20 protein-coding genes and 1 tRNA gene are annotated in these 22056 nt (G+C 60.0%); 13 read left to right on the top strand and 8 right to left on the bottom strand.

Annotated elements, in window-relative coordinates:
• Positions 1-15 precede the first annotated feature (15 nt).
• The 3 genes from AC07UX_RS03620 to AC07UX_RS03630 form a co-directional block, all read right to left on the bottom strand.
• The gene (locus AC07UX_RS03620; RefSeq protein WP_495190622.1) at positions 16-1224 is read right to left on the bottom strand and encodes an outer membrane beta-barrel protein; all 1209 of its coding nucleotides are present in this window, start codon (positions 1222-1224) and stop codon (positions 16-18) included.
• Between the two features lie 137 nt (positions 1225-1361).
• Positions 1362-1841: a hypothetical protein gene (locus AC07UX_RS03625; RefSeq protein ID WP_495190623.1), complete on the bottom strand. Its 480-nt coding sequence runs from the start codon at positions 1839-1841 to the stop codon at positions 1362-1364.
• Positions 1842-1896: 55 nt separating this feature from the next.
• Positions 1897-2469, bottom strand: a complete 573-nt coding sequence (locus tag AC07UX_RS03630; RefSeq protein ID WP_495191780.1) for a polysaccharide biosynthesis/export family protein — start codon at positions 2467-2469, stop codon at positions 1897-1899.
• A gap of 224 nt (positions 2470-2693) precedes the next feature.
• On the opposite strand from AC07UX_RS03630, the gene AC07UX_RS03635 reads away from it, so the two are divergent.
• Entirely contained in the window at positions 2694-3728 is a 1035-nt protein-coding gene (locus tag AC07UX_RS03635) for a transglutaminase-like cysteine peptidase (protein WP_495190624.1), read from the top strand.
• Positions 3729-3819: 91 nt separating this feature from the next.
• On the top strand, positions 3820-4077 hold the full coding sequence (locus tag AC07UX_RS03640) for a hypothetical protein (RefSeq protein ID WP_495190625.1): 258 nt from the start codon (positions 3820-3822) through the stop codon (positions 4075-4077).
• A gap of 11 nt (positions 4078-4088) precedes the next feature.
• Here the strand turns inward: AC07UX_RS03640 and AC07UX_RS03645 are convergent, their stop codons facing one another.
• Entirely contained in the window at positions 4089-4712 is a 624-nt protein-coding gene (locus AC07UX_RS03645; protein ID WP_495190626.1) for a sugar transferase, read from the bottom strand.
• A gap of 3 nt (positions 4713-4715) precedes the next feature.
• Here AC07UX_RS03645 and AC07UX_RS03650 point away from each other — a divergent pair, with 3 nt between their 5' ends.
• The 9 genes from AC07UX_RS03650 to AC07UX_RS03690 all read left to right on the top strand — a co-directional run bounded on the left by AC07UX_RS03650 (position 4716) and on the right by AC07UX_RS03690 (position 15728).
• A complete protein-coding gene (locus tag AC07UX_RS03650) occupies positions 4716-5228 on the top strand; it encodes a hypothetical protein (protein WP_495190627.1) in 513 nt (170 codons plus the stop codon).
• 699 nt (positions 5229-5927) lie between these two features.
• A complete protein-coding gene (locus AC07UX_RS03655; protein ID WP_495190628.1) occupies positions 5928-6584 on the top strand; it encodes a sigma-70 family RNA polymerase sigma factor in 657 nt (218 codons plus the stop codon).
• Between the two features lie 64 nt (positions 6585-6648).
• Entirely contained in the window at positions 6649-7524 is an 876-nt protein-coding gene (locus tag AC07UX_RS03660; RefSeq protein WP_495190629.1) for a formate/nitrite transporter family protein, read from the top strand.
• Between the two features lie 357 nt (positions 7525-7881).
• Positions 7882-7971 (top strand): potassium-transporting ATPase subunit F, encoded by a 90-nt coding sequence (locus AC07UX_RS03665; protein WP_313801787.1) that lies wholly within the window; start codon positions 7882-7884, stop codon positions 7969-7971.
• Between the two features lie 16 nt (positions 7972-7987).
• Positions 7988-9691: a potassium-transporting ATPase subunit KdpA gene (gene kdpA, locus AC07UX_RS03670; RefSeq protein WP_495190630.1), complete on the top strand. Its 1704-nt coding sequence runs from the start codon at positions 7988-7990 to the stop codon at positions 9689-9691.
• Between the two features lie 16 nt (positions 9692-9707).
• Positions 9708-11744, top strand: a complete 2037-nt coding sequence (gene kdpB, locus AC07UX_RS03675) for a potassium-transporting ATPase subunit KdpB (protein WP_495190631.1) — start codon at positions 9708-9710, stop codon at positions 11742-11744.
• 11 nt (positions 11745-11755) lie between these two features.
• Positions 11756-12346, top strand: a complete 591-nt coding sequence (gene kdpC / locus AC07UX_RS03680; RefSeq protein WP_495190632.1) for a potassium-transporting ATPase subunit KdpC — start codon at positions 11756-11758, stop codon at positions 12344-12346.
• Entirely contained in the window at positions 12343-15012 is a 2670-nt protein-coding gene (locus AC07UX_RS03685) for a DUF4118 domain-containing protein (protein ID WP_495190633.1), read from the top strand. The genes kdpC and AC07UX_RS03685 overlap by 4 nt, the downstream gene beginning before the upstream one ends.
• Positions 15009-15728 carry a response regulator gene (locus AC07UX_RS03690; RefSeq protein WP_495190634.1) on the top strand — a complete coding sequence of 240 codons (720 nt, stop codon included), beginning with the start codon at positions 15009-15011 and terminating at the stop codon, positions 15726-15728. Before AC07UX_RS03685 ends, AC07UX_RS03690 begins: the two co-directional genes overlap by 4 nt.
• A gap of 28 nt (positions 15729-15756) precedes the next feature.
• On the opposite strand, the gene AC07UX_RS03695 is transcribed toward AC07UX_RS03690, so the two are convergent.
• Positions 15757-17655, bottom strand: a complete 1899-nt coding sequence (locus tag AC07UX_RS03695) for a potassium transporter Kup (protein WP_495191781.1) — start codon at positions 17653-17655, stop codon at positions 15757-15759.
• A gap of 223 nt (positions 17656-17878) precedes the next feature.
• On the opposite strand from AC07UX_RS03695, the gene AC07UX_RS03700 reads away from it, so the two are divergent.
• Positions 17879-18232: a hypothetical protein gene (locus tag AC07UX_RS03700; protein ID WP_495190635.1), complete on the top strand. Its 354-nt coding sequence runs from the start codon at positions 17879-17881 to the stop codon at positions 18230-18232.
• Positions 18233-18321: 89 nt separating this feature from the next.
• The gene (locus AC07UX_RS03705) at positions 18322-19140 is read left to right on the top strand and encodes a TorF family putative porin (RefSeq protein WP_495190636.1); all 819 of its coding nucleotides are present in this window, start codon (positions 18322-18324) and stop codon (positions 19138-19140) included.
• A 71-nt stretch (positions 19141-19211) separates the two neighbouring features.
• Here the strand turns inward: AC07UX_RS03705 and AC07UX_RS03710 are convergent, their stop codons facing one another.
• The 3 genes from AC07UX_RS03710 to AC07UX_RS03720 all read right to left on the bottom strand — a co-directional run bounded on the left by AC07UX_RS03710 (position 19212) and on the right by AC07UX_RS03720 (position 21921).
• Complete coding sequence (locus AC07UX_RS03710) at positions 19212-20513, bottom strand: aminotransferase class V-fold PLP-dependent enzyme (protein ID WP_495190637.1); 1302 nt, start codon at positions 20511-20513, stop codon at positions 19212-19214.
• Positions 20514-20738: 225 nt separating this feature from the next.
• Positions 20739-20813, bottom strand: a tRNA-Glu gene (locus AC07UX_RS03715).
• A 307-nt stretch (positions 20814-21120) separates the two neighbouring features.
• A complete protein-coding gene (locus AC07UX_RS03720) occupies positions 21121-21921 on the bottom strand; it encodes a SapC family protein (protein ID WP_495190638.1) in 801 nt (266 codons plus the stop codon).
• Between the last annotated feature and the right edge of the window lie 135 nt (positions 21922-22056).

Genomic DNA, 22056 nt, shown 5'->3' on the forward strand with positions numbered 1-22056 from the left:
CCCTAGCCACCTTGCTTACTTTCTGAACGTAACCGTCAACTGACCACGTGTTTCGTTGAACTCAGGCCCGGTAGGAACGCCGACATTTTTTCTTTTGCCATAGCCGACGTCGAAACCGAGGGAGATTGTGCGATTGACCAAGTAACGCCCGCCACCATTGACGCGGAAAACCTTGGTCTCGCTATCGATCCCTCGATATTTCCCAAGTTCATAACTTACTTGTGCATTGAGGATGAGATTGCGCAACAGTTCATGATCCACGCGCAGTGAACCCGACGTACTGATAAAGCCGCTCGAATTGGTCACGGAAGCGTCATCGATGCGCCGCCGCACAGTCAAGCCCACAGTCGTGAGTTGACTGGGAAAATATTCCAGGACGGCCTCGCCTGAAAGCCCGCCTATGTCCCGGTAAATGCCGGCATCATAGCGGCGCTTCATATAGCCAAGCCCGACGCGGCCACGTAGCAAGGCTGTAAAATCCAGGCTGACACCGCCGATAATGCGGAATGTGTTGGAATCGCGATTGGGGACGGATGCCGACAGTTCAGTGGCATAGCCGATATCTTCATAGGTCAACTGCGTGAAGATCGCCATGTCGGGCGACACGGCATATTCGGCGAGTGCAGCGCCGGTCCAGCTGTGGCGGTCGCGGTTATCCTGCGTCAGGCTGCCACCACCCGGGACGACGACGGCACTGAAATCATAATCCTCATAGCCACCCGATGCGGCAAAGCGAAAACGCCCTCGCGACGTCTCTCCAAGCAGGCGTAACTGATTGAAGCGATAGGGCACGGAAGACAGCACATCGATCGTGGTCGAAGGCGAGAAGCGCGATTCATACAGTTTTTCGGCCCGTGCGGTTGCTTCGATCGATCCGTTAAGACCGATTTCGTAACGGCCGCCACCGCGAAGATACCATCCATCTTCGTTGCGTAACGTCTCATTGAAATAGCGGCGAAAATTGCCGCCTCCGGTTAGAGACACCCGGTTGCGCGACCAATTGGACCGGATAGCCAGTTCCGGATTCAGATCAACCCGGCCATCACCGGTCTTGTTCTGTATAGCATAGACATTGTCCGTGTAGGCGGTCGTCACGTCCAGCGTTGGCGAAAGCGTGAAGCCGCCCACTGGGATGCCCAGCGCCTCATATTCAGGGCGTGGCCTCTCGCTGACGCTGATATTGCGTCCCCGACTATAGTCGAAGGGAATCTCGCCCTGAAGCATGGGAGAGGAGGATTGAGCGCTGGCCGGAGCCGGAACTGCGCCAAGCATGACGATAGTAACAGCCAATAAAGGCGTGCGCATGACTTGTCCCCCCGGAAGTCTTCACCCGATAGCGAAAATACTGATGCCTGGCGACGTCAGGCCGCAGGCGTATAGTCGGTACTACCGCCACCGGACCCGTTTATGCTCGGCCCGAAGCTGAGATCGCCGGTATCCCCAAGACCGCCGGTACCACCGGTGCCACTGGCGATTCGACCTTGCAGCGACTTCACATTTTGAAGTGCGGCAAGAACGGCACTATTCGGATTGTCCGCGCTCAGTTGCGCCAATGCGGCAGCCACAACCTCGGCGGGCGCCTGGGCCTGGTCGATGACAAATAGGATCTGCGCCTCAATATCGGCCGCTTTGGCGTCGGCCGGCAACTCGGCCAGACGCGCGTTGATCTGGTCCATCAAAGCAGTGACGGCGACGGGATCTGCCACGGGCACTGCGGCGCCTCCGCTGGCAACTGGCTGGCTATCTTGTGCAAGAGCGGCGACGGCGACATTGGCCGCCGAACCGACAAAGGCAAGTCCAGCCACGCTCGCGGCCAAAGCGGCTATATGATCTTTCTTCATGCTCAACCCCTCTTTAACCCCCACCGAAAATTCTATTCGACTATTCGGTTGGCTATCAAAAATAGCGCTCCCCAACGCGAATCGTATCTCCCGGCTGCACACGAAGATCCGGCGATGCACGATAGGCGCGTTCTTCGCTGCCACCTTCCCGCCGAATGTAAATCACGCGCTTCTCCGCTCGGTACGTAAATCCTTCCGCTGTTGCAACCGCGTTAAGAATTGTGAGCCCACTGGAGAAAGGGTATTCTCCGGGCTTGCTCACTTCGCCTAATATATAAAATGGCCTGAAGCTCAAAACATCTATACTGACTTTCGGCTCGCGCAAATATCCGTTGCCCAGTCCGGTCTCTATCTGGCTCTGCAACATACTCGTTGTTTTTCCAGCGGCAGAGACATCTCCGATCAGCGGCAAAGACAATGCCCCGCCACTATTGACCGTAAATTCACCGGATAAAGTTGGCTCGTTGAAAACAAGTATGCGAACCTTGTCTCCAGTGCCAAGCTTATATTCTTCGACCTGACGCTGCGCCTGAATTTCGCCAACATCCGACGTCACCGCGGACGGGGCAGCGCAGGCGTTCAACAACAACAGAAGCATTCCGCCTGAAAAACGCAAGGCAAACTTCATCACCGATATTCCGCTATAGCCGACTTATGATCTTGCAGCGCAGCATAAATGAAATTGGATATTTCACAAAGCAATTTGTTGCTTGTGACGCATTAAAACGACCGCGAAAGTAGATAGAAATCGCTCCGCTCCCAAATATGGCAAACGCGGCGTAAACCTTCCTTCGGAACCGGACTGCAAAAGGTCTCCCTGCATAGCGCTCTCACTGTCAAAGGGAGTTCGTCATGCAGGCCCGATTCCTGCTGTTGTTAGCGTCTTGTCTCACCGCTGTAGCTACTCCGGCTGCGGCGAAGGCACGTGCGGTTCCCCTGCCTTTCGTTCCCATGGGTAGCCAGATCCAGGCGCCACGGGGCTATCAGGAAATGTGCGCAAGCCACCCTGAATGGTGCGGAACGGGGCAGGGGGCAGAGGCGCTATCGAATGGCGCCCAAGATGCTCCGTTCCCACCGGTCACCTATGCGTCGTTCGACACGGTTCCCGATCTGACGGACATTTATCGACAGAGCGTGGCCGGGCCGTCCGGGCCCATGGATTTCCGCGTCAAGCTGGACACAAATCCTTTGGCGCAAACCGGCGGTTCTTCGTTGTTGCGATCCGACCCGGAAGAGGGCAGGGCATGGCTTGGCAGCACAGGCATGGTGCGTATGCAGGCGCATGGATTGCCTGACCTCGCTCCTCTTTTGCTGGGTGTGAATGTTGCGCTGCACTCTTTTGATATCGGACTTTATCGCGGCGCGGCAAGTATCGGCGCTGAACTGGTCGCGGCAAACTCGGACGCGCGCCTGTCCAGTGGCGCAGCGACGGGCGGCATCGAACTGTCGGTACAAGCGAGCCGAAGCATAAAGCATGACAGGTCCGTTTCTCCAGATCTGGCGATGCTGCAAATGATCAACCGCAAGGTGAACGGCCGCGTCGCCCAGCGTCGCGATACGGTGATTTTTGGGCAGGGAGAATTGTGGCGGCGGAGCGGGACAGGACGCGATGCGGTTGGCGACTGCGAAGACCTGGCGATTGAAAAGCGACTGCAATTGGTTGCAGAGGGTTTTCCCGCTGAACGACTGGCTTATGCTGTCGTCTATGACAGACGCCTTGGCCTGCATACCATATTGGTGGCGCGCACGGACAAGGGGGATATGGTGCTGGATAGCGCGACGCCCTATATTTCTGCTTGGCACAAGACCGGGTATAGCTGGATCAGTATTCAGGCGATGGACAATCCGCAGCGATGGCTCTCTGTCAATAGAGGGCAGACTGTTTGATAGAAAATGGAACTTGACCAGGGCGTTCAAGGTTAACTCTTTCCTAAGCCGTGCGCGCTAGACTTGCCGGGCATCGAAAGGAAAAAGACATATGGTTCGTCCTGATTTTGCCCGACCTGTGCGGAATGCCCCTGACATGTATGGCGATGTCAGCTATGTCGCCGGTGGCCCGATCGCGAATATCCATGAAGGTATCGCAGCAAGCTTGCTCATTTCCACCTTGCCGGAATGGACGGCTTATGAAGAGGCGGCTGCTCCGTCGCACGACATCGTGCATCTTGTCTCGCGTGTGGTGGGAGTGTTGACCTTGGTCGCAGCGGTGGGCGCGACGATAGCCTATCTTCTTTGAAGGTCCGCGTTTCAAAATGCGTTCCGATGCACCAGCACGCGGAAGGTCTGGAGGATAATCGCCAATTCTCCCAATAATGACCAGTCCTTGAGATATTCGAGATCTGCCGTCAGCCTGTTCTCCAGATCTTCTTCCTTGTCGGTTGCTCCCCTGAAACCCCGCACCTGCGCCAACCCGGTCATGCCGGGCTTGAGCGCATGGCGCCGCCAATAATCCTGGCTGACTTCCCAGAATAATTTGCTCGCCGCCTTCGATCCGAGTGCGTGAGGGCGCGGCCCGACAATCGACATGTCTCCTATCAACACGTTAAACAGTTGCGGGAGTTCGTCGATGCTGGTCTTGCGGATGATCCGCCCAATGCGTGTGATGCGATCATCGTCCCGACTGGCTGATCGGCTGCCGACACTGTCGGCCGATTCTATTCGCATGCTGCGGAACTTGGCGATTTTGAACAACCGATTGCCTAGGCCGACCCGTTCCTGCATGAACAGCACCGGTCCGCGACTTTCCAGCTTGATTGCGATCGCCACCAGTATCAGCAATGGACCCAGGGCAATGATGGCCGGCACAGTGATGGCCAGGTCGAAAACACGCTTTTGTACGCGGCTCGACATGCTGAGCGGCCCTTTGGACACGATATGCGTATCGTGGCCCATGCAGCGGCCCAGGCCAATCGCGCCGGATTCGAGCCCGTCGGTCAGCATGATCTCGCCCTGTACGGCCGCGCCCTGCAATACGATCGCCCAGGCCGGGCGGCGTTCGGGCGGGCAGGCGATGACGACACGATCGAAACTGCGCATCCATCGGCCAAGGCGGTTAAGCATCTGCGGATCTTCAAGATCGGGGCGAAGATTGTGCAGGTCGGCATCAGCCAGATGGCTGTCGGTCGTCTGGCTGATCGCCACGCCGTCCGCGACTATCAGATCGTCGGTCAGTTGCCCGCCTGTGCGGAGCAGCGCGTAACGCGCAAATGGCTGGCGTATAGCGGCCAGGAGCGCTGCGCTGGCGGCCAGGGCAATGCCGAAGGACAAACGGGAGATAGCATCGCTGACATGTGCGAAATAGAGAACGCATTGGATGACAAGCATCGAGAAAGTAAGATTGAGTATCGCCTGAACCGCTGCGGCAAAAGGCTTTTCAAGGGATTGTAGCGAATAGGCGTTCCCCTTTGTGGCTACGCCAACATAGATGGGGATGACCATCGCCATGAGGTTGATTTTATCCAGCGCCATCCATTCGGGACCGAATAAGGCGGCCACGGTCAGAAATACCGCACCAATGATGGTACAGTCCAGGATCAGCAACTTCACATAAAGGCGCAAGCGAATATCTCGCTTGGCCTGTGGAAGCGGCAGCGTGACCTCCGCTGCTATTCTGGTAAATCTGTTTAAGAGATACACTGAAATAACCCCAAAATCCGCCTGGTGCGACCCCAGCTGGTTTCGTGGCTTTTCGGGCTTCCCCCTCCCTGAAGAGAAATAAGGCCTGATTACGTGGTAAATGCAATATTAATTGTCGCGATTGTTTCAGAATGATTGGGATTCTGACCGTTTTTTACGATCGCCGATAAGGCTGGCGGCCGCATCGACCCGATATGTGTCAGGTTCGCGTATAATCGGCGCTCGACACCAGCCATTCTGACCGTCCACCGGGATCGATACCCCCCCCAACATCGCCAAATCGCGATGATGCTGCGGCGAACGCCATTCGATTCGAATCCGTATCGAACGCGGCAGCTCTAGCATACTGTTCAGAGTTAAATTCGTTGTGAGCGGCTGATCGACCAGCCGGACGGAACCGATACCCTATCGAAATGTTCTTGTTGTCTAATCACAATCGAAGGGGATCTCATGTCGGACGCCATCACTGCACAGGCTGAGCCTGCTCGACTGTCCGACGTCGCTTTCAAGGGCGAGCTGGCAAGGGTCATTCCCCAATTGCGCGCCTTCGCCCGCAGCCTGTGTGGCAATCCCGACCTCGCCGACGATCTTGTGCAGGAAACGATGCTCAAGGCATGGGCGGCGCGCGCGCGCTATGTCGCGGACACGAATTTTCGTGCCTGGTCGTTTACGATCCTGCGCAATCATTATTTCAGCCTGACCCGCCGCCATCGTTTTACGGGAGATTGGGACGATCTGGTCGCCGATCGTATCCTTGCCGCACCGGCATCTCAGGACAGCAGTGTCGAACTGCGCGACATGATGCGTGCCCTGATGCAATTGCCCGAACCCCAGCGGGAGGCGCTGATGCTGGTGGGGGCAGGCGGCATATCCTACGAAGAGGCGGCTGAAATCATCGGGGTCGCGATCGGCACCATCAAGAGCCGCGTTGCCAGGGCGCGCGCGGCGTTGGAACTGTTGATGGACGGCGGGGTGCTGGAAAACCACCGTAGCGATTTCGATCATGACGAAAATGCCGTCGTCAGTATTTTCGCCTGCCTTGACCGGATACAGGCTCGTCAGGGTGCGCGACCAGCCTTGCCGGGACTGATCGCCCTGGCCGCCTGAGCGCGATCGTCGCAAAAAAGGGGGCGGGTTTGCAGCCGCCCAAGTCGGATCGTTGTAACAACCTATGAATGCGGGGCGCGACCTGACTTCGATCGACGATCCTGAAGCCCCTGACGATGCCCTGTCGACGGAGGAAGCGCGCGACGTTCGCCGTCGGCAGGCCAGTTCCCACATGGTCGTGCATGAGGCCGTGCGCCTTCAGGGCGAAGAGGAACTGGCCCGACCGGCGGTGGCGCTTTTCCTGTCCGGTATCGCCGCCGGGCTTGCCATAACCATATCGTTGCTCGCCGAACTTTATCTGCGCATGCGTCTGCCCGACGAGCGCTGGGCCGAGCTTGTCTATCTGCTCGGCTACCCCGTGGGCTATGTCATCGTCATCATGGGGCGATTGCAGTTGTTTACCGAAAGCACGGTGACCGCCGTGTTGCCGGTGGCCGCGCGCCCTGGCATTGGCGGCCTTGCGCGGCTCGGCAGGCTTTGGGGCATCGTTCTGTCGGCCAATCTGATCGGTGTGCTGGTCGTTGTCGCGCTGATGGCGGGCGAGGTCATCATCACGCATGAACAGCATCAAATAGCGGTCGACATTCTTCAAAAGCTGCCCGCGCAGGATGCAGGAAAGACGTTGACCCTTGGGATACCGGCCGGCTTTCTCATGGCATCCATCGCCTGGCTGCTACCCAATGCAAAAGGCAGCGAATTCTGGGTGATCTCGCTGTTGACCTATGTCATCGCGTTGGGCGGGTTCAGCCATGTCGTGACCGGCTTTTCTCAGACCGCCTTCCTCTGGCTGAGTGGCTCGATGAGGTTTGCGGACATGCTATTGGGCTTTGTGGTCCCGGCATTGCTGGGCAACATCATTGGCGGAACGGGGCTGTTTGCGGTTCTGGCCCATGGCCAGATGCGCGGCGATAGCGAAGCGGCTGAAAACGAGCATGATTAGGGTCTTTCGCCGCGGTCCGTGAGGACAGTCTGCCGGCGTTTTCCAGACGTGCCAAGGGCCGATGGCTCTTCCAATCAGGCCAGATCGCTGCTTTTTTAGCGATGCTCCCCTGTGAAAATATGCCAATCATACGCAAATACTATGCCTATCCCAATTCCCTTCTCTCGAATTCAAATGCGGCTCTGCCCTAGTTGAGGCGCTGCACACGACTCGATTGCCGCACCTCCTGCGGCCTGGCGATGTCGTGCGGGAGATTTCACATGCAGGACATCCTCTGGATCGCCCTCACTCTGGGCTTGCTGGCGGCGACGCTCGGCTACGCGGCCCTGTGCGACAATGCATAGGGGGGGCGAATATATGACCATCGATCTTTGGCTCGCCGCGCTGACCGCGCTTGGCCTTCTTTTCTATCTCGTGGCCGTGCTCGCACGCCCCGAACGCTTCTGATCAGGGGGCGAATTTTATGACATTCCAGGGATGGATATTGATCCTCGCCTTCGTCGGCATATTGCTGGCGTTGGCCAAGCCCGTGGGCCTGTGGCTTTTCGCGCTTTATGAAGGCCGCCCTACGCCGCTGCATGTGGTGCTTGGGCCCGTCGAGCGCGGCTTTTACAAACTGTCCGGCATCGATCCGACCGAGGATCAGGGATGGCGCCGTTATGCGGTACATATGCTGATCTTCAACGCGGCGCTTCTGTTGCTCACCTATGCGATCCTGCGTTTGCAGGGCGTCTTGCCACTCAATCCGCTGGGTTATGCGGGGACGAGCGAGCATCTGGCGTTCAACACCGCGATCAGCTTCACGACCAACACAAACTGGCAAAGCTATGCCGGGGAATCGACCATGTCGAACCTCAGCCAGATGCTGGGCCTGACCATCCATAATTTCCTCTCGTCCGCGACCGGGATTGCGCTGGCCTTCGCCCTGTTTCGCGGGTTCGCGCGGCGGAGCGCGACGGGTATCGGAAATTTCTGGGCCGATATGACCCGCGTGACGCTCTATCTGCTGCTGCCGCTCTGCATCGTCTATGCGCTTTTCCTCATCGCAAGCGGCGTGCCGCAGACATTGGCCGGATCGGTCGATGTCACCACGCTGGAAGGCGCGCGGCAGACCATCGCGATGGGACCGGTGGCGAGCCAGGAAGCGATCAAGATGCTCGGCACCAACGGTGGCGGCTTTTTCAACACCAACAGCGCGCATCCGTTCGAGAACCCGACGGCCCTCACCAATTTCGTGCAAATGTTGTCGATCTTCCTGATCGGCGTCGGCCTGACCTACACGTTTGGCAAGGCCGTCGGCAATGTCCGGCAAGGCTGGGCCATATTGGCAGCGATGCTGCTGATCTTCCTGGCTGGCGTGACCGTGACCTATTGGCAGGAAGCGGCCGGTAATCCGGTGCTGCACAACCTTGGCATCGCCGGCGGCAATATGGAGGGCAAGGAAGTGCGCTTCGGCATCGCGGCCTCCTCGCTGTTCGCGGTCGTGACCACCGCGGCCAGCTGCGGCGCGGTCAACGCCATGCATGACAGCTTCACGGCACTTGGCGGCATGATCCCGCTGTTCAACATGCAACTGGGCGAAGTCGTCGTCGGCGGAGTTGGAGCGGGTATCTACGGCTTCCTGCTGTTCGCGATCCTTGCGGTCTTCGTCGCTGGCCTGATGGTGGGACGTACGCCTGAATATGTCGGCAAGAAGATCGAGAGCCGCGAGGTGAAGCTGGCGGTGCTGGCGATCGCCGTGCTGCCGCTCATCATTCTGGGCTTTACCGCAATCAGCTCCGTACTGGACGCGGGCCTGGCCCTGTCGCTCAACAGGGGGCCGCACGGCTTCTCCGAAATCCTCTACACCTTCACCAGCGCCGTCGCCAATAACGGCTCGGCCTTTGCCGGGGTGAGCGCCAACACGCCTTATTATAACGGGATGCTGGGCGTCGCGATGTGGATCGGCCGTTTCTTCGTCATCGTGCCGATGCTGGCGATCGCCGGTGGCCTGGCTGCAAAGAAATATACGCCCGAAACCGCCGGCAGCTTCCCGACGACGGGGCCGCTCTGGACGGGGCTGCTGGTGGGTATCGTCCTGATCGTGGGTGGCCTTACTTTCCTGCCCAGCCTCGCCCTTGGTCCCATCGCCGATCATATCGCGATGATCAGCGGCCAGACTTTCTAAGAATCGGAGCATATCCATGGCACGCACGGCGTCCAAATCGCTCTTCACCGCTGACCTGATCGTTCCGGCGATCGGCGATGCATTTCGCAAACTCAACCCCAGGGAACTGATCCGCAATCCGGTGATGTTCACCACTGCCGTCGTGGCGGTCCTGCTTACGGTCCTGCTGGTCGTCGGTCAGGACGGGCTGACGGTGGGTTTCAAGCTACAGCTTGTCATCTGGCTCTGGCTGACGGTTCTGTTTGGCACCTTTGCCGAGGCCCTGGCAGAAGGACGCGGCAAGGCGCAGGCCGCCTCGCTGCGCGCCACCAAGGCGGAATTGACTGCCAAACGTCTGAAAGGGGACGGCAAAGAGCATGACAATGTTCCCGCCAGCGCCCTGAAAATGGGTGATGTCGTCCTGGTCGAGACGGGCGATCTCATCCCGTCGGACGGCGAAGTCGTGGCAGGTGTCGCATCCGTCAACGAAGCCGCCATCACCGGCGAATCCGCACCGGTGATCCGTGAAGCGGGCGGTGATCGTTCGGCGGTGACGGCCGGCACCCGCGTGATTTCGGACGAAATCCGGGTGCGCGTGACCGTCAATCCGGGGCAGGGCTTCCTCGATCGCATGATCGCACTGGTCGAAGGGGCGGAACGCCAGAAGACGCCGAACGAAATCGCGCTGACGCTGCTGCTGGTCGGCCTTACCATCATCTTCCTGATCGCGGTTGGCACGATCCCCGGCTTTGCCAGCTATGCGGGCGGGTCGATCCCCGTGTCGATCCTGGCGGCGCTACTCATCACGCTGATCCCGACCACTATCGCAGCGTTGCTGTCGGCGATCGGCATCGCCGGCATGGATCGGCTGGTGCGGTTCAACGTGCTCGCCAAATCCGGCCGCGCGGTCGAGGCGGCGGGCGATATCGACGTACTGCTGCTGGACAAGACGGGCACCATAACCGTGGGCGATCGTCAGGCGACCGAGTTCCGTCCTGTCGGTGGCGCTACGCCCGCCCAGCTCGCCGAAGCCGCGCTGCTCGCCAGCCTGGCGGACGAGACGCCCGAAGGACGCTCCATCGTGCTGCTGGCGCGCGAAGGCTTCAGCCAGTCGATGGAAGCATTGCCAGCCCATGCGGAGATCATTCCCTTCACCGCCCAGACCCGCATTTCCGGCGTCATTCTCGACGGATCGACGGTCCAGAAGGGCGCGGTGGATTCGGTGCTGAAGGCCAATCCCGGCCTGGGCTCCACCCCGGTCGCCAACGAGTTGCGCCGCATCACCGACGAGATCGCGCGAGCCGGCGGCACCCCATTGGCGGTGGCAAAGGACGGCAAGCTGCTGGGGGCGATCTTCCTCAAGGATATCGTCAAGGCGGGCATCCGTGAGCGGTTCGGCGAATTGCGGACCATGGGCATACGCACCGTGATGATTACCGGCGACAATCCGCTGACCGCCGCCTCCATCGCTGCGGAAGCGGGCGTGGACGATTTCCTGGCCCAGGCGACACCGGAGGACAAGCTGGCCCTGATCCGCAAGGAACAGGAGGGCGGTCGTCTCGTCGCCATGTGCGGTGACGGGACCAACGATGCGCCCGCGCTGGCGCAAGCCGATGTCGGCGTCGCCATGAACACGGGCACGCAGGCGGCGCGCGAGGCGGGCAACATGGTCGATCTCGACAGCGATCCGACCAAGTTGATCGAGGTTGTGGGCCTGGGCAAGCAATTGCTGATGACGCGCGGCGCGCTCACCACATTTTCGGTCGCGAACGACGTCGCCAAATATTTCGCCATCATCCCGGCGATGTTCGTCGTGCTCTATCCGGGATTGGGCGTTCTCAACGTCATGGGGCTCGCCACGCCGCAGAGCGCTATCCTGTCGGCTATCATCTTCAACGCGCTCATCATCCCGTTCCTGGTCCCGCTGGCGCTGAAGGGGGTGACCTATCGACCCATCGGCGCAGGACCGCTGCTGGCGCGCAACCTGGCCATCTACGGGCTTGGCGGCCTGATCGCGCCGTTCGTCGGCATCAAATTGATCGATCTGGCGGTCAACGGCCTCGGCCTCGCCTGAAAGGCATCATCATGAACAAGGATATCCTCTCTTCGCTGCGTCCTGCACTGGTCATGACGCTTCTTTTCGCGCTCCTGCTGGGGCTTGCCTATCCGCTGGCCCTGACCGGCATCGGCCAGCTGATCTTCCCGTCGCAGGCCAATGGCAGCCTGATCGAACAGGATGGAAAGCGCATCGGTTCGGCGCTGATCGGTCAGGGCTTCGTGAGCGATCGCTACTTCCATTCGCGTCCCTCCGCCGCTGGCAAGGGATATGACGCCCTTGCATCCTCCGGTTCGAACCTTGGCCCGACCAGCCAGCCGCTTGTCGATCGCGTAAAGGCGGATAGCGAGAAGCTGAGCCAGGCCAATCCCGGCAAGCCGATACCGGCAGACCTCGCCACTGCGTCCGCGTCGGGTCTCGACCCCGACATCACGCCGCAGGCCGCCTATTATCAGGTCGATCGTATCGCAAAATCCCGGTCGATGGATGCGGCCAGGGTTAAGGCGCTGGTCGACCGGAGCGTGGAGACGCCTCTGCTGGGTTTCCTGGGTGAGCCGCGCGTCAATGTGCTGGAAATCAATCGACGGCTGGATCAGATCGGCGCTATCCAGTCCAAATGACCGATCCCGACCGTCGCGACCCCGAAGCCTTCCTGCGCCAGGCAGCGCAGGAAGGTCGTGGCCGTCTTAAAATCTTCCTGGGTGCGGCGCCTGGGGTCGGCAAGACCTATGAGATGCTGACCGACGGCATGCAGCGGTCCAGGGCTGGGATCGATGTGGTCGTAGGGGTGGTCGAAACCCATGGTCGCAAGGAGACAGAAGCCCTTCTTGCCGGCTATGAAGTGATCCCCAGGCGCGACGTCGATCACCGGGGCCATCGGTTCGGCGAAATGGACATAGACGCCATATTGGAGCGTCGGCCTGCGCTGGTGCTGGTGGACGAACTCGCCCACAGCAATGCCACGGGCAGCCGTCATCCAAAACGCTATCAAGATATTGAGGAACTGCTGGACGCCGGGATCGACGTCTATTCGACCGTCAATATCCAGCATATCGAAAGCCTCAATGACGTCGTTGCCTCCTTCACGCGGGTTCGGGTTCGCGAAACGGTGCCGGATTCCATTCTGGAGATGGCCGAAATCGAAGTGGTGGATATCCCGCCCGACGAACTGATTGAGCGGCTGAAGGACGGGAAAGTCTATATCCCGCAGGAAGCGACACGGGCGCTCAGCCATTTCTTCTCCAAGTCCAACCTGACCGCTTTGCGTGAATTGGCGTTGCGCCGCGCCGCACAGGCGGTCGATGCGCAGATGCTGGATTATGTCCGCGCCCATGCGCTGGCGGGCAGTTTTGCCGCGGGCGAACGTATCCTCGTGGCGATCAGCGAAGTGCCGGGCGCGCAAGGGCTTGTCCGCGCGGCCAAGCGGCTGGCGGATGCGCTCAAGGCGCCCTGGTCCGCCGTTCATATCGAAACGCAGCGCAGCCTTGCTTTTACGGCGCAGGAGCGTGAGCAACTCGCCGACACGATGGCGCTTGCTTCCCGCCTGGGCGCGGCAACCGCCACCATCCCGGCGGCGTCCGTGGTCGAGGGGCTTCGACATTATGTACACGACGCCCGCGCGACGCAGATCGTCATCGGCAAATCGGTGCGTCCCTGGTGGTTTGAGCTGCGTCATGGCTCTGTGGTGGACAGGCTCGTACGCGATATCGGCGATGTCGCCGTTCATGTTCTGCCGGGCGAAGACGGGATGCGGCAACCCCGACTGAGCGAAAGAAGCCTGGGGCAGGGATGGGGGAGCACGCTGGACTATGTCTGGTCGGCGCTCATGATCGTCATGATGACGGTCCTGGGGCGGTTGCTGATAGAGGTGATCGACCTCAGCAACATCGCGCTGCTCTATCTGGTGCCGGTGATGTTTGCAGCGGCGACCTTCGGTCTGCGGGCGGGCCTGTTCGCCGGCTTGCTGTCCAGCCTTGCCTATAATTTCTTCTTCCTGCCGCCCACGGGGACGTTGACGGTCAGCAACCCGGAAAATGTCATCAGCATATTGGTGCTGCTTGGCGTTGCGATCGTGACCAGCCAGTTCGCGGCGCGGGTGCGGGCGCAGGCGGATCTGGCGCAATCCAGCGCGCGGCAAAATGCTGCGCTGGCCGGCTTTTCGCGGCAACTGACCGCGTCCGCGAGCCAGGAAGATTTGATGCAGGCCATCTGCGCGGAAGTATCGCGCCTGCTTTCCGTCCGAACCGTCCTGCTGCTGCCGTCGCGCGATGGTCCTCAGCTAAAGGCCGCTTTTCCGCCTGAAGACAGGCTGGAACAGATTGAGAAGGCCGCGGCGCAATGGGCCATGGACAATGAACAGCCGGCCGGACGTGGATCATCTACGCTCACGGCGTCCGACTGGCTGTTCCATCCCCTGCGGACCACGCGCGGCGTTCTGGGGGTGTTGGGACTGGCGCGCGAGGATGCGGGGCCACCGCTACGTTCGGACCAGGTGCCTCTGCTCATGAGCCTGCTCGATCAGGCCTCCATCGCCTTCGATCGCATGGCACTGGAAGAAGAAATGCTCGATGCGCGGCAGATAGGCGAGCGGGACCGGTTGCGATCCGCGCTGCTATCCTCGGTCAGCCATGATTTGCGCACGCCGCTCACCACGATTATCTCGGGCATGCACGAATTGAAGCGTCAGCAACCGTCGGACCTGCTGGATTCCGTGGCGGCAGAAGCGCAGCGACTGAATCGCTTCGTCGCCAACCTGCTCGATATGGCGCGGGTGGAAGCCGGCGCGCTCCCGCTGAAAGTCGAGCCTACCGATCTTTTCGACGCGGTGGCCGGCGCCGTGCATGATACGCGGCAGTCTCTGATGGGGCATGAGGTCAAGGTCGATATCCTGCCCGACATACCGCTTGTCCGCCTGGACCCGACCTTGCTGCATCACTGCCTCATCAACCTGTTCGACAATGCCGGGCGCTACGCCGATCCCGGCACGCCGGTCAGGGTCAAGGGGCGACGTTTGCCCGATGCGATAACCTTGTCGGTTCTCGACGAAGGGCCCGGTATTCCAGCCGGGGCGGAGGCGCGCGTGTTCGACACCTTTACCCGACTGGAAGGGTCCGACCGCGTCAAGCATGGCACGGGCCTGGGCCTTGCCATCGTCAAGGGATTTGCCGAAGCCATGGGCCTTGCCGTATCGGCATCGAACAACCTCGAACCGTTCGGCGCCTGCTTTACGATCACCATTCCGCAAGCACTGATCATCACCGAACTGCCCGACGAGGACATAGTATGAAGTTGCGCCACAAGGTTCTGATCGTCGATGACGAACCTGCCATTCGAAAGCTCATCCTGGCCGCCCTGACTCGCGCCGACTATGCGACGGTCGAAGCGGAAAATGCGCGCGAAGCGTTGGAAAAGCTGAAGGAAGAGCGGCCCGAAATCAGCCTCCTCGACCTTGGCCTGCCCGATCGCGACGGCCTTGAACTGGTGCCATTGTTCAAACAGCATAGTGACACCACCCTCATCATCGTGTCGGCGCGCGATGCGACCGATCAGAAAGTCGCAGCGCTGGATCTGGGCGCAGACGATTATCTGACCAAACCGTTCGATACCGACGAATTGCTGGCACGGGTGCGCGTGGCGCTGCGCAATCGCATGACCAAGGATGGCGGCGTATCAACCGTACGCGCTGGCGATGTGGAGATCGACCTGATGGCGCGCATCGTGATGAAAGCAGGCAGGGAAGTGCATCTGACGCCCAAGGAATATGCCGTGCTGGCGCAACTGGCGAAGTTTCCCGGCCGGGTTATCACCCATGACCAGATCATGGCGCATGTCTGGCCCAACGAAAAGTCGCATCATGTCGAATATCTGCGCGTGCTGGTGCGCACGCTGCGACAGAAGCTGGAAACCGACCCCCAGCGTCCCCGCATCATCGGCAACGAACTGGGGATCGGCTATCGCCTTCGCTTCAACGTCGAAGGCGAAACGGAGGAGTTCGCACCCTGATTTCTCCATATCGAGGCTGCGAAAGGGATCAGATTTCCACCTGCGATCCCAATTCTACCACGCGATTGGTCGGCAGTTTGAAAAACGCCATCGGCGTTTCCGCATTGCGGATCATCCAGGCGAAGAATTTCTCGCGCCAGATCGCCATGCCCGGTTTGTCGGACGGGATAAGCGTCTGGCGGCTCAGGAAATAGCTGGTGTCGCTGATGTTGATGGGGCCGCCGCATCCGTTCACGGTCTTCATCGCGGCAGGCACGTCGACATCTTCCATGAAGCCATGACGCCACACGACGCGATAGAAGCCTTCCCCCCAATTCGTGACTTCTTCCCGACCGGTTAGCGGCAGATGCGGCATGCCTTCCGTCTGCACGGTCAGGATGATCACCCGCTCATGCAATATTTTGTTATGCTTGACATTGTGCAGCAGCGCGGGCGGCACGCCTTCCACGCGGGACGACAGGAAGATGGCCGTTCCAGGCACGCGCTTGAGCGAACGAGACACGGACTGGATGAACAGGGGCACCTCCATGGCGCCTTCGTTCATATAATGGCGCATGATCTCGCGCCCTTTCGACCAGGTCGTCAGCGCGATGAAGGTGACAGCCGCCACAAGCAGCGGAAACCAGCCGCCATCGGGTATCTTGGTCGCGTTCGACGCGAAATAGGCTCCATCGATCACCAGGAAAAGCCCGGTCGTCGCCCCCGCGAGCCACGGGTTCCAGCGCCAGACGGAAAAGGTGAGTACGCCCATCATGCAGGCGGTGATGACCATCGTTCCGGTGACGGCGATGCCATAGGCCGCCGCCAGATTGCTGGACGATCTGAAGCCTATCACCAACAGCAGGACCAGGATCAGCAGGGCCCAGTTGACCAGCGGAACATAAATCTGCCCGGCCGACGATGCGCTGGTATGTTCGATCCGCAACCGCGGCAGGAATCCCAATTGCACGGCCTGCTGCGTGACGGAGAAAGCGCCGGAAATGACGGCCTGGCTGGCGATCACAGTCGCCATGGTCGCCAGGATCACCAGCGGCAGGCGCGCCCATTCCGGTGCGAGCAGGAAGAAGGGATTGGCCGCAGCGGCCGGATTGTCGAGCAGGAGCGCCCCCTGGCCCATATAATTGAGCAACAGGCAGGGGAAGGCGGCATAGAGCCAGGAGAGGCTGATCGCCTTTCGGCCGAAATGCCCCATGTCGGCATACAGCGCTTCCGCACCGGTCACCGCCAGCACGACAGAACCCAGCGCCAGAAAGGCAAGACTGGGGTCGATCAGGAAGAAATGGACGGCCCAATAAGGATTGACGATCCCGATGATCGAGGGATGTTCAATCAGGTTGATGAGGCCCAGTGCCGCGAGGACGAGGAAATAGACGACCATGATCGGGCCGAAAAGCGCGCCGACCCGGGCGGTACCATGCTTCTGGATCAGGAATAGGCCGATCAGGATGGCCGTCGCGATCGGCAGGACGTAGGATTGAAAGCTGCTGTTGACGATCGCCAGTCCTTCGACAGCGGACAGAACCGACATGGCGGGCGTGATGATCGCATCGCCATAGAAAAGCGCCGTCGCCAGCACGCCCAGCATGGTGATGGCGGGCGTCCATCTGGTTTTGGGCAATTTGCGCTGGATCAGGGCCAGCAGCGCCATGCTGCCGCCTTCGCCCTTATTGTCGGCGCGCATGACGATGAACACATATTTCAAAGTGACGAGCAGCGTCATCGTCCAGAAAATGAGCGACAGCACCCCGAAGATATGGTCGGGGTCCACCGCCAGCGGATGATGGCCGACGAAGCTTTCCTTCAGGGCGTAAAGCGGGGATGTCCCGATATCGCCGAACACGACGCCCAGCGCACCCAGGGCAAGCACTGGCAGCTTTCCGTGCGAGCCGTCTCCGTGGCCCGGAGCTTCGCTCGGTTCTTGGCTAATCAATCTCTATGCTCGCCTTGTTGAAGGGGCTTCATCGCACGAAGCGGCATTGGGTTTCCATATGCGCTTTTTGTGATCCGCATATGAATCGCATATGATTTCGCCAGGGATGCGACGAATGACGCGGATTCATACGCAATCTCAATGATAAGCGCCACTTCCTCCTCTCGTGTTCCTATGCGCCGATGCGTATCTGGAGCGCCTCCTTCGAGAGGTGTTCGTCATGATTGCGTGGCACGAAAAGCTATTTGTCAGGATTGGCCTGCGGATCGCCGGCATGGCGTTTCTGGCGTCGGCCTGGTTCGAAGGCGTGGGATTGCAGAATATGTTCGTGGCCAATCCGCACGCTGACGCATCCGGTGCCCAGATAGTGCTGGCAGCCCTCATGTTCGCAAGCGCGAGTGCAGGCCTGTTGCTGACATTCGTCGGAGCAGGCTTGTGGAAACCGGTGGCGGTGTCGGATCGGTGGGCCACCAGCATACCGACTCCTGTCGCAGGCGATCCGGCAGCGGCAAGGCTTTCGACGACAGCGCACGAGGAGAACAATATAAAGAAAATACAATCTGTTCGACCTTGACCTCCTCTCGATATCAAATGCCGACCTGCCCTAATTGCTCCTCCTCGCCGGGCCGCGCCGAGCGGTCCGGATATCTGCAAGAGGGCATCATGAAATTACTATTTGTCGCGCCGATGATCATGCTGGGCTTGGTCCCGAAGGCCGCCTTGGCTCAGGAAGAGGCAGGCTCGCCGGTCACCGTGTCGGGATCCGTCGCGCTCACGTCCGATTATCGTTTCCGCGGCGTGTCGCAATCGGACAAGGCGATGGCGGTTCAGGGCGGCGTCACGGTCTCGCTTGAAAGCGGTCTTTATGCCGGGGCGTGGGGCTCCAATCTCGCCGGCTGGGGCACGTTCGGCGGCGCCAACATGGAACTGGACCTGATCGCGGGATATAAGATGCCGCTGGCCGACGATGCTGCCCTGGATGTCGGCTTGATATGGTATATGTATCCCAGCGGCGCAGACGACACGGATTTTGCCGAGCCTTATGTCAAGCTGAGCGGAACGACAGGTCCGCTGACGCTCACAGCCGGCGCCGCCTATGCGCCCAAACAATATGCGCTCGCCAACGTCTCCAACCATCCCGATAGCCGTGGGCAGAAGCATGATAATCTCTATCTGTGGGGGGATGGCGCCGCGGCTTTTGCGGGTACGCCATTGACGGCGAAAGCCCATATCGGCCATTCGAGCGGCAACCCCGGTTTGGGTCCGAACGGCACCAGCGTCGCGCCAACGGGGGAATATTGGGATTGGTCGCTGGGTATGGACGCGACCTGGAACAATCTCACCTTCAATGTCTCTTATGTCGATACCGATATCTCGCGCAGCGATGCAGCACCGCTCCAGCCCAACTTCAGTAAAGGGCAGGATGGCGCTGGTTCCATTGCCGGCGGGACGATCGTCATATCCTTGACGGCGGCATTTTGATGCTGCGCTGGCTCAGGCCCTTGCGGTCTGAGCCAGTCGCCGGCCCGCCATGGTGCGGCTTGCAATCCGTCTTATGCGAAGAAATGCCGTTCCGTCTGGATCGCCGCCACCAGCCGATCCAGCTCCTGGCTGGTGTTGAACAGCGCCGGGGTGACGCGCAGTAACGGCCCTGACGCCAGGCCAGCCTTTGCCACCACCAGCAGTTTGTGCTTCTCTATAAACAGCGCCTGTGCCCGCCGGGCATCATCGCCGCTTTTCATGCCGGGAAGGCGAAAGGCGCTGATGGCCCCATAATTGCCCTTCTCGTGCGGCAGCATCAGTTGCACGCCCTTGATATCGCCAGCGCGCAAGTACCAATGGTCGCGCAAGGCACGCAGATGCGCGAATTTGCGCTCTATCCCAATCTGGTCCTGCATGGCGATGGCGGTCGGAATGGTCAGGCGCGCGGCGAAATCGACCGTGCCGGTGGGGATGCGCGATCTTATGTCTTCGGGCGCATGGATGCGGTTGCCGAGCCAGGGGAGAATATCCTTCTGCCGATCCTTGGCGATGTAGATGCCGCCGGTTCCCAGTGGCGCCGCCACCCATTTATGCAGCGAAAAGCCGATGAAATCGGCGCCGATGTCCGCAACGTCGAAGGGCATTTGTCCCACGGCCTGCGCGCTGTCCAATATGACATCGACGCCGCGTGCCTTCGCCATGGCGACAATCTCTTTCACCGGGGGGATCAACCCGTTGCGGTTGGACACATGGGTCAACAGCAGAAGTTTCGCGCGCGGCGTCTCCTTCAAAATCTTCTCATAGGCGGCCAGGATGTTGGCGCGCGTATGCGGCTCGGGAAGGGAGAAGCGCACGACTTTCGCGCCACGGCTTTGCTGGAGATAATCCATGGCACATTGCATCTCGTCATAATCGACGTCGCAATAGAGGACGGCTTCGCCGTCCTTGAGCAGCCCATAATTTGCGATGAGGGCGTACAGCGCTTCCGTGCCGCCGCCAGCCAGTGCAATCTCGTCGGGTTGCGCACCGATCATCCGCGCCACGGCGTTGCGGGACTTGTCCAGTTCCGGGTCGCGCGGGGCGCCGGGAACCGCGCTGCGCAGGAATGTGGAATTATGGCGGTTCATCCACGCAGTTTTTTCGACATAGGCGGCCTGCACCGGCCTGGTCATCGCGCCATAATAGGCCGCGTCGAAATTCACGATGCTCCGATCGACATCATACAGGCCGGACAGTTTTTCCTGGAAACCCTCGAAACTCAGGCTCGCCGGCAGGTCGGGTGTCGCCGCGTCCGCGCGGGGCAGCATGGCAGCCCCAAGGGTCAGCGCGGGCGTCAGGGCAGCGGCACTCAGTAGATCACGACGGCTTGGCATCGAAATATTCCCCCAAATATGTGACTGAGACGATCCAGGACGATCATCCCCGCAATGGCGTTTTCAGGCGCGATCAAAAGCTGACACGATGTTGAAAAGCCGACAAAGCCATATTGGTAATGAGATATCGTTACAATATTGGAAAATGTGCGTCACCGTCGTTTTTCCCGACTGAACCCGCCGCCGAGGACAACGGTAGGGCACGCATTTAGTCATCGAGATTATTGGTGACCCCTACGGGAATCGAACCCGTGTTTCAGCCGTGAGAGGGCCGCGTCCTAACCGCTAGACGAAGGGGCCTTGGATCGCTCCGGGCGATCGGCAGGGGGTGGCCTTTAGGCACGGCCCGCGCTTGCGTCAAGCGAAAGCCGTGACCGTTCCACTGCATCAACGGGATGCAGCCCATAAAAAACCACCCCATGCAAGCATGGGGTGGCCAAGGTTCAGGGAGGAGACGCCTCCAAAGGGGGAGGCGCCCATACGACACACCCGAAAGGGGGGCAGGTGCATCGCATGATTGATAGATAGGGCAGGTCGCATCGCCTTTCAAGGGAGATGCGACGCCCTTTCCATCAATTTTTCAAACCCTTTCGGGTTAATTTCTCATTCAGGCGTTGGCCGCTTCCGGCGCCGCTTCGACGGCGGCCGGGGCTGCGATCGGCCCCTTGCCCTGGGCAACCTGACCCTCAAACACTTCGCGCATCAGTTGCAGCGAGAAGAGGTGAGCGTAGATCAGCGGCAGCATGCCGTTCTGGTTGATCTTGCGCAGTTGATCACCGCGCAGGTCGCGCAGCTTTTCCTCATTGATCATGCGGAAACCGCGATAGATGAAGGGCTGTTCCGCCAGCGGAGTCTGGATCGCGACCTCGCCGTCCATCAACAGGTCCATCTCCTGAAGATCGCGGACGAACTGGCCGGTACGCGCAGCGGCCTGTTCGAAATCTTCGCAGAATTTCATCACGCCCTGGGTCAGTTCGCTGGGCTTGCCATCTTCGAACAGCGGCTGGCCGTCCTCGAACGCGCCGATCGTGGGCGTGGTGGGGTCGAAGCAGAGCGAGAGGTCGTCGCTGTCCTGACGCAGCTTGGCCAGCATCCAGGGATAGCGGCGGACATAGGCCGGCACATAGGCCGGACCGCGCAGCTTGCCTTCATCATCGACGAAAACGTTGACGCCTTCATTCAGGCCCATCAGCAGCAACGGCACGCTATCGTCGCCGGCCGAAAAGATGATCGGTGCGAAACGCTGGGCCGGGACGAATTCGTCGACGGTCAGCGGAATGGCATGCTGCGTGGTGAGGAACGGCGCCGAATCGGCCGGGCGGGTGCGATAATCAACATGGTCCACGCTGCTGAGCGGCTGCAAGTCATTGTAGAAAATCGGCAGGTTATTCGCGGGCGCGCTGGCCATTTCGGGTCATCCTGTTACGTGCGAACCGCCTTTTTCGTGCGGATCGCGGGCTTGATATTGGGGCAGGGCGATAATGGCCTTGCCCGACGGAGGCAATCTGTTTGTAGGCGACGCGCCCTCATCGGGCGCTCGTAA

Source organism: Sphingobium sp. GW821-FHT02B05 (genome assembly GCF_059421905.1).

What these genes read in the sequence shown, in the direction of transcription:
- AC07UX_RS03620 (WP_495190622.1), bottom strand. Translation starts at nt 1,224, where the DNA reads ATGCTTCAGGGCGAGATTCCCTTCGACTATAGTCGGGGACGCAATATC.
- AC07UX_RS03625 (WP_495190623.1), bottom strand. Translation starts at nt 1,841, where the DNA reads ATGAAGAAAGATCATATAGCCGCTTTGGCCGCGAGCGTGGCTGGACTT.
- AC07UX_RS03630 (WP_495191780.1), bottom strand. Translation starts at nt 2,469, where the DNA reads ATGAAGTTTGCCTTGCGTTTTTCAGGCGGAATGCTTCTGTTGTTGTTG.
- AC07UX_RS03635 (WP_495190624.1), top strand. Translation starts at nt 2,694, where the DNA reads ATGCAGGCCCGATTCCTGCTGTTGTTAGCGTCTTGTCTCACCGCTGTA.
- AC07UX_RS03640 (WP_495190625.1), top strand. Translation starts at nt 3,820, where the DNA reads ATGGTTCGTCCTGATTTTGCCCGACCTGTGCGGAATGCCCCTGACATG.
- AC07UX_RS03650 (WP_495190627.1), top strand. Translation starts at nt 4,716, where the DNA reads ATGCGTATCGTGGCCCATGCAGCGGCCCAGGCCAATCGCGCCGGATTC.
- AC07UX_RS03655 (WP_495190628.1), top strand. Translation starts at nt 5,928, where the DNA reads ATGTCGGACGCCATCACTGCACAGGCTGAGCCTGCTCGACTGTCCGAC.
- AC07UX_RS03660 (WP_495190629.1), top strand. Translation starts at nt 6,649, where the DNA reads ATGAATGCGGGGCGCGACCTGACTTCGATCGACGATCCTGAAGCCCCT.
- AC07UX_RS03665 (WP_313801787.1), top strand. Translation starts at nt 7,882, where the DNA reads ATGACCATCGATCTTTGGCTCGCCGCGCTGACCGCGCTTGGCCTTCTT.
- kdpA (WP_495190630.1), top strand. Translation starts at nt 7,988, where the DNA reads ATGACATTCCAGGGATGGATATTGATCCTCGCCTTCGTCGGCATATTG.
- kdpB (WP_495190631.1), top strand. Translation starts at nt 9,708, where the DNA reads ATGGCACGCACGGCGTCCAAATCGCTCTTCACCGCTGACCTGATCGTT.
- kdpC (WP_495190632.1), top strand. Translation starts at nt 11,756, where the DNA reads ATGAACAAGGATATCCTCTCTTCGCTGCGTCCTGCACTGGTCATGACG.
- AC07UX_RS03685 (WP_495190633.1), top strand. Translation starts at nt 12,343, where the DNA reads ATGACCGATCCCGACCGTCGCGACCCCGAAGCCTTCCTGCGCCAGGCA.
- AC07UX_RS03690 (WP_495190634.1), top strand. Translation starts at nt 15,009, where the DNA reads ATGAAGTTGCGCCACAAGGTTCTGATCGTCGATGACGAACCTGCCATT.
- AC07UX_RS03700 (WP_495190635.1), top strand. Translation starts at nt 17,879, where the DNA reads ATGATTGCGTGGCACGAAAAGCTATTTGTCAGGATTGGCCTGCGGATC.
- AC07UX_RS03705 (WP_495190636.1), top strand. Translation starts at nt 18,322, where the DNA reads ATGAAATTACTATTTGTCGCGCCGATGATCATGCTGGGCTTGGTCCCG.
- AC07UX_RS03710 (WP_495190637.1), bottom strand. Translation starts at nt 20,513, where the DNA reads ATGCCAAGCCGTCGTGATCTACTGAGTGCCGCTGCCCTGACGCCCGCG.
- AC07UX_RS03720 (WP_495190638.1), bottom strand. Translation starts at nt 21,921, where the DNA reads ATGGCCAGCGCGCCCGCGAATAACCTGCCGATTTTCTACAATGACTTG.